Here is a 4,364-nt window from a genome sequence, read left to right on the forward strand (position 1 = left end):
TCATTCCTGACTCAGCTCTTTTCACTTTTCTTACTTTGGCTGCTTGTTGCTCAATAGTCATGTTTTTGTGCAACACTCCAATACCTCCTTCTTGAGCCATAGCAATAGCCATAGCACTTTCGGTCACTGTATCCATAGCTGCAGATACAATAGGTACATTTAAAGTTATGTTTCTTGAAAATTTGGATTGAATACTCACTTCGCGAGGAAGAACGCTGGAGTAATTTGGAACTAATAATACATCATCGTAAGTTAAACCTTCGCCGATAATCTTGGAATTGTGTGCTTTCATGGTGCAATTTCTAGTTGAATTGCGTGCAAATATAGACAATCTTAAGCAAAAAAAACAGACAAACCCACTATTAATTAATTAAATTAGCATGGGCTAACAAACTTGTAGCTATTTTTTTTCAATACTAAAAACAACACTTATTAATTATAATCATGTTCGAATCCAGTTCAACCTCTATCCAAGGGCTTTCTTCAGAAAAAGTTATTGCCTCTAGAACAAAAAACGGTGCCAATTCAACCGAACATCAACAAAAAAACAACTTTTTGCACTCGCTCTTCGAATTGATTAAGGAGCCTATGTTCATATTATTACTCACCGCTACGAGTGTGTATTTTGTAACTGCAGATTATAATAATGGAATTTTTATGCTTTTGGCTATTATTTTGGTCGTATCCATTTCCTTGTACCAAGAATCAAAAAGTAGAAATGCCATTGAAGCGCTGTCTAAATTAACACAACCCAAAAGTAAAGTCATTAGGAATGGAATTGTTGTTGAGATTCCGAGTGAAGAAATTGTTTTGGGCGACTTAATACAGACGGAAGAAGGCACTTTTGTTCCCGCCGATGGAATCATCATCCAATCCAATGACTTTTCGGTCAATGAATCCATATTAACAGGAGAATCTCTATCGGTTTCAAAAAATGAACAATCCGAAAACAAACAAGTGTATCAAGGAACCATAGTCGCAAGTGGACTGGCTATTTGCCAAGTTACCGCCATTGGAAGTCAAACACAATTAGGAAAAATTGGAAAAAGTCTAGACAACATCGTCGAAGAAAAAACGCCATTACAAATTCAAATTAGCAATTTTGTCACCTATATTTCTTTGATTGGTTTGGTTGCTTTTATCATTGTCTGGGGAATCAATTATTGGAATTCAAAACTAATTTTAGATAGTTTGCTTAAAGCATTAACGCTTGCCATGAGTATCATCCCAGAAGAAATTCCTGTAGCTTTTACCACTTTTATGGCACTTGGTGCTTGGCGACTACTTCGAATGGGAATTATTGTAAAACAAACTAAAACAGTTGAAACTTTAGGAAGTGCCACCGTAATTTGTACCGATAAAACAGGCACCATCACCGAAAACAAAATGAGTCTTGCCGAATGGTTCACTCTTGATGCCTCAACTGTTACAACAAATCATTCCAACTTAAACCCCAAAGAACAAGAACTAATTAACTCTGCGATGTGGGCGAGTGAACCCATTCCGTTTGATGCTATGGAAATAGCATTGCATGAAGCCTACACCAATTCCATTGCAACTGACGAACGTCCTCAATATAAAATGATACACGAATATCCTTTGAGTGGAAAACCACCTATGATGACACATGTATTCGAAAACAAAGAAGGACATCGAATTATTGCAACAAAAGGAGCACCAGAAGCCATTATTGCCTGTTCTAAACTATCTGAAACTGAGAAAGAAAAAATCAACACGGCTTTTCTCGCTATGACCAAAAAAGGATTTCGAGTATTAGGCGTTGGGACAACCGATTTTAACGGAACCTATTTCCCTAAAACACAGCAAGAGTTTGAACTAGATTTTAAAGGTCTTGTTGCTTTTTATGACCCTCCAAAAAAGAACATCAAAGCAGTTTTAGAAACTTTTTATAAAGCCGGAATTGCCGTTAAAATAATCACAGGTGATAATGCCGAAACCACCGCTACGATTGCTCAACAAATTGGTTTTAAAAACCCTGAAAAAATACTCAATGGAGACGAACTAATGCAAATGAGTCCAGCTAGATTGAAAGAGAAAGTAATGGAAACTACTATTTTTACTAGAATGTTTCCTGAGGCTAAACTCAAAATCATTCAAGCGCTAAAAGACAATTAATCAAATTGTAGCCTATGAACTGGTGATGGAGTGAACTGATAGACCGGTCTCTTAAATCCAGCACACATCGAATTGCTATGGGCAAAAAGGACAGAAATTGCCAAACAGCCGCGAATGTAATTTTGAGTTTAGCCTCAGGAAACATTCTAGTAAAAATAGTAGTTTCCATTACTTTCTCTTTCAATCTAGCTGGACTCATTTGCATTAGTTCGTCTCCATTGAGTATTTTTTCAGGGTTTTTAAAACCAATTTGTTGAGCAATCGTAGCGGTGGTTTCGGCATTATCACCTGTGATTATTTTAACGGCAATTCCGGCTTTATAAAAAGTTTCTAAAACTGCTTTGATGTTCTTTTTTGGAGGGTCATAAAAAGCAACAAGACCTTTAAAATCTAGTTCAAACTCTTGCTGTGTTTTAGGGAAATAGGTTCCGTTAAAATCGGTTGTCCCAACGCCTAATACTCGAAATCCTTTTTTGGTCATAGCGAGAAAAGCCGTGTTGATTTTTTCTTTCTCAGTTTCAGATAGTTTAGAACAGGCAATAATGGCTTCTGGTGCTCCTTTTGTTGCAATAATTCGATGTCCTTCTTTGTTTTCGAATACATGTGTCATCATAGGTGGTTTTCCACTCAAAGGATATTCGTGTATCATTTTATATTGAGGACGTTCGTCAGTTGCAATGGAATTGGTGTAGGCTTCATGCAATGCTATTTCCATAGCATCAAACGGAATGGGTTCACTCGCCCACATCGCAGAGTTAATTAGTTCTTGTTCTTTGGGGTTTAAGTTGGAATGATTTGTTGTAACAGTTGAGGCATCAAGAGTGAACCATTCGGCAAGACTCATTTTGTTTTCGGTGATGGTGCCTGTTTTATCGGTACAAATTACGGTGGCACTTCCTAAAGTTTCAACTGTTTTAGTTTGTTTTACAATAATTCCCATTCGAAGTAGTCGCCAAGCACCAAGTGCCATAAAAGTGGTAAAAGCTACAGGAATTTCTTCTGGGATGATACTCATGGCAAGCGTTAATGCTTTAAGCAAACTATCTAAAATTAGTTTTGAATTCCAATAATTGATTCCCCAGACAATGATAAAAGCAACCAAACCAATCAAAGAAATATAGGTGACAAAATTGCTAATTTGAATTTGTAATGGCGTTTTTTCTTCGACGATGTTGTCTAGACTTTTTCCAATTTTTCCTAATTGTGTTTTGACTTCCAATGGCGGTAACTTGGCAAATAGCCAGTCCACTTGCGACTATGGTTCCTTGATACACTTGTTTGTTTTCGGATTGTTCATTTTTTGAAACCGATAGAGATTCTCCTGTTAATATGGATTCATTGACCGAAAAGTCATTGGATTGGATGATGATTCCATCGGCGGGAACAAAAGTGCCTTCTTCCGTCTGTATTAAGTCGCCCAAAACAATTTCTTCACTCGGAATCTCAACAACAATTCCATTCCTAATGACTTTACTTTTGGGTTGTGTTAATTTAGACAGCGCTTCAATGGCATTTCTACTTTTTGATTCTTGGTACAAGGAAATGGATACGACCAAAATAATAGCCAAAAGCATAAAAATTCCATTATTATAATCTGCAGTTACAAAATACACACTCGTAGCGGTGAGTAATAATATGAACATAGGCTCCTTAATCAATTCGAAGAGCGAGTGCAAAAAGTTGTTTTTTTGTTGATGTTCGGTTGAATTGGCACCGTTTTTTTGTTCTAGAGGCAATAACTTTTTCTGAAGAAAGCCCTTGGATAGAGGTTGAACTGGATTCGAACATGATTATAATTAATAAGTGTTGTTTTTAGTATTGAAAAAAAATAGCTACAAGTTTGTTAGCCCATGCTAATTTAATTAATTAATAGTGGGTTTGTCTGTTTTTTTGCTTAAGATTGTCTATATTTGCACGCAATTCAACTAGAAATTGCACCATGAAAGCACACAATTCCAAGATTATCGGCGAAGGTTTAACTTACGATGATGTATTATTAGTTCCAAATTACTCCAGCGTTCTTCCTCGCGAAGTGAGTATTCAATCCAAATTTTCAAGAAACATAACTTTAAATGTACCTATTGTATCTGCAGCTATGGATACAGTGACCGAAAGTGCTATGGCTATTGCTATGGCTCAAGAAGGAGGTATTGGAGTGTTGCACAAAAACATGACTATTGAGCAACAAGCAGCCAAAGTAAGAAAAGTGAAAAGAGCTGAGTCAGGAA

General features: G+C 36.6%; 5 protein-coding genes. 2 read left to right on the forward strand and 3 right to left on the reverse strand.

From position 1 onward, the window contains the following. The coding region (locus tag BXU11_RS17395; protein WP_139363551.1) for an IMP dehydrogenase at positions 1-292 on the reverse strand (292 nt) is incomplete at its 3' end. Positions 293-444: 152 nt separating this feature from the next. On the opposite strand from BXU11_RS17395, the gene BXU11_RS17400 reads away from it, so the two are divergent. Next, the gene (locus BXU11_RS17400) at positions 445-2,136 is read left to right on the forward strand and encodes an HAD-IC family P-type ATPase (RefSeq protein WP_078213399.1); all 1,692 of its coding nucleotides are present in this window, start codon (positions 445-447) and stop codon (positions 2,134-2,136) included. Here the strand turns inward: BXU11_RS17400 and BXU11_RS17405 are convergent. Beyond that, on the reverse strand, positions 2,111-3,355 hold the full coding sequence (locus BXU11_RS17405; protein WP_255373974.1) for an HAD-IC family P-type ATPase: 1,245 nt from the start codon (positions 3,353-3,355) through the stop codon (positions 2,111-2,113). The two genes, BXU11_RS17400 and BXU11_RS17405, sit on opposite strands and share 26 nt — an antisense overlap. Continuing rightward, the gene (locus tag BXU11_RS18515; protein ID WP_255373975.1) at positions 3,270-3,779 is read right to left on the reverse strand and encodes an HAD-IC family P-type ATPase; all 510 of its coding nucleotides are present in this window, start codon (positions 3,777-3,779) and stop codon (positions 3,270-3,272) included. The genes BXU11_RS17405 and BXU11_RS18515 overlap by 86 nt, the downstream gene beginning before the upstream one ends. 296 nt (positions 3,780-4,075) lie before the next feature. On the opposite strand from BXU11_RS18515, the gene BXU11_RS17410 reads away from it, so the two are divergent. Then, a partial coding sequence (locus BXU11_RS17410; protein ID WP_139363552.1) for an IMP dehydrogenase occupies positions 4,076-4,364 on the forward strand: 289 nt, incomplete at its 3' end.

It is taken from the genome of Flavobacterium sp. LM5 (assembly GCF_002017945.1).
GTDB lineage: Bacteria > Bacteroidota > Bacteroidia > Flavobacteriales > Flavobacteriaceae > Flavobacterium > Flavobacterium succinicans.

Coding starts and splice junctions, on each gene's coding strand:
- BXU11_RS17400 (WP_078213399.1), top strand. CDS start 445: ATGTTCGAATCCAGTTCAACCTCTATCCAAGGGCTTTCTTCAGAAAAA.
- BXU11_RS18515 (WP_255373975.1), bottom strand. CDS start 3,779: ATGTTCATATTATTACTCACCGCTACGAGTGTGTATTTTGTAACTGCA.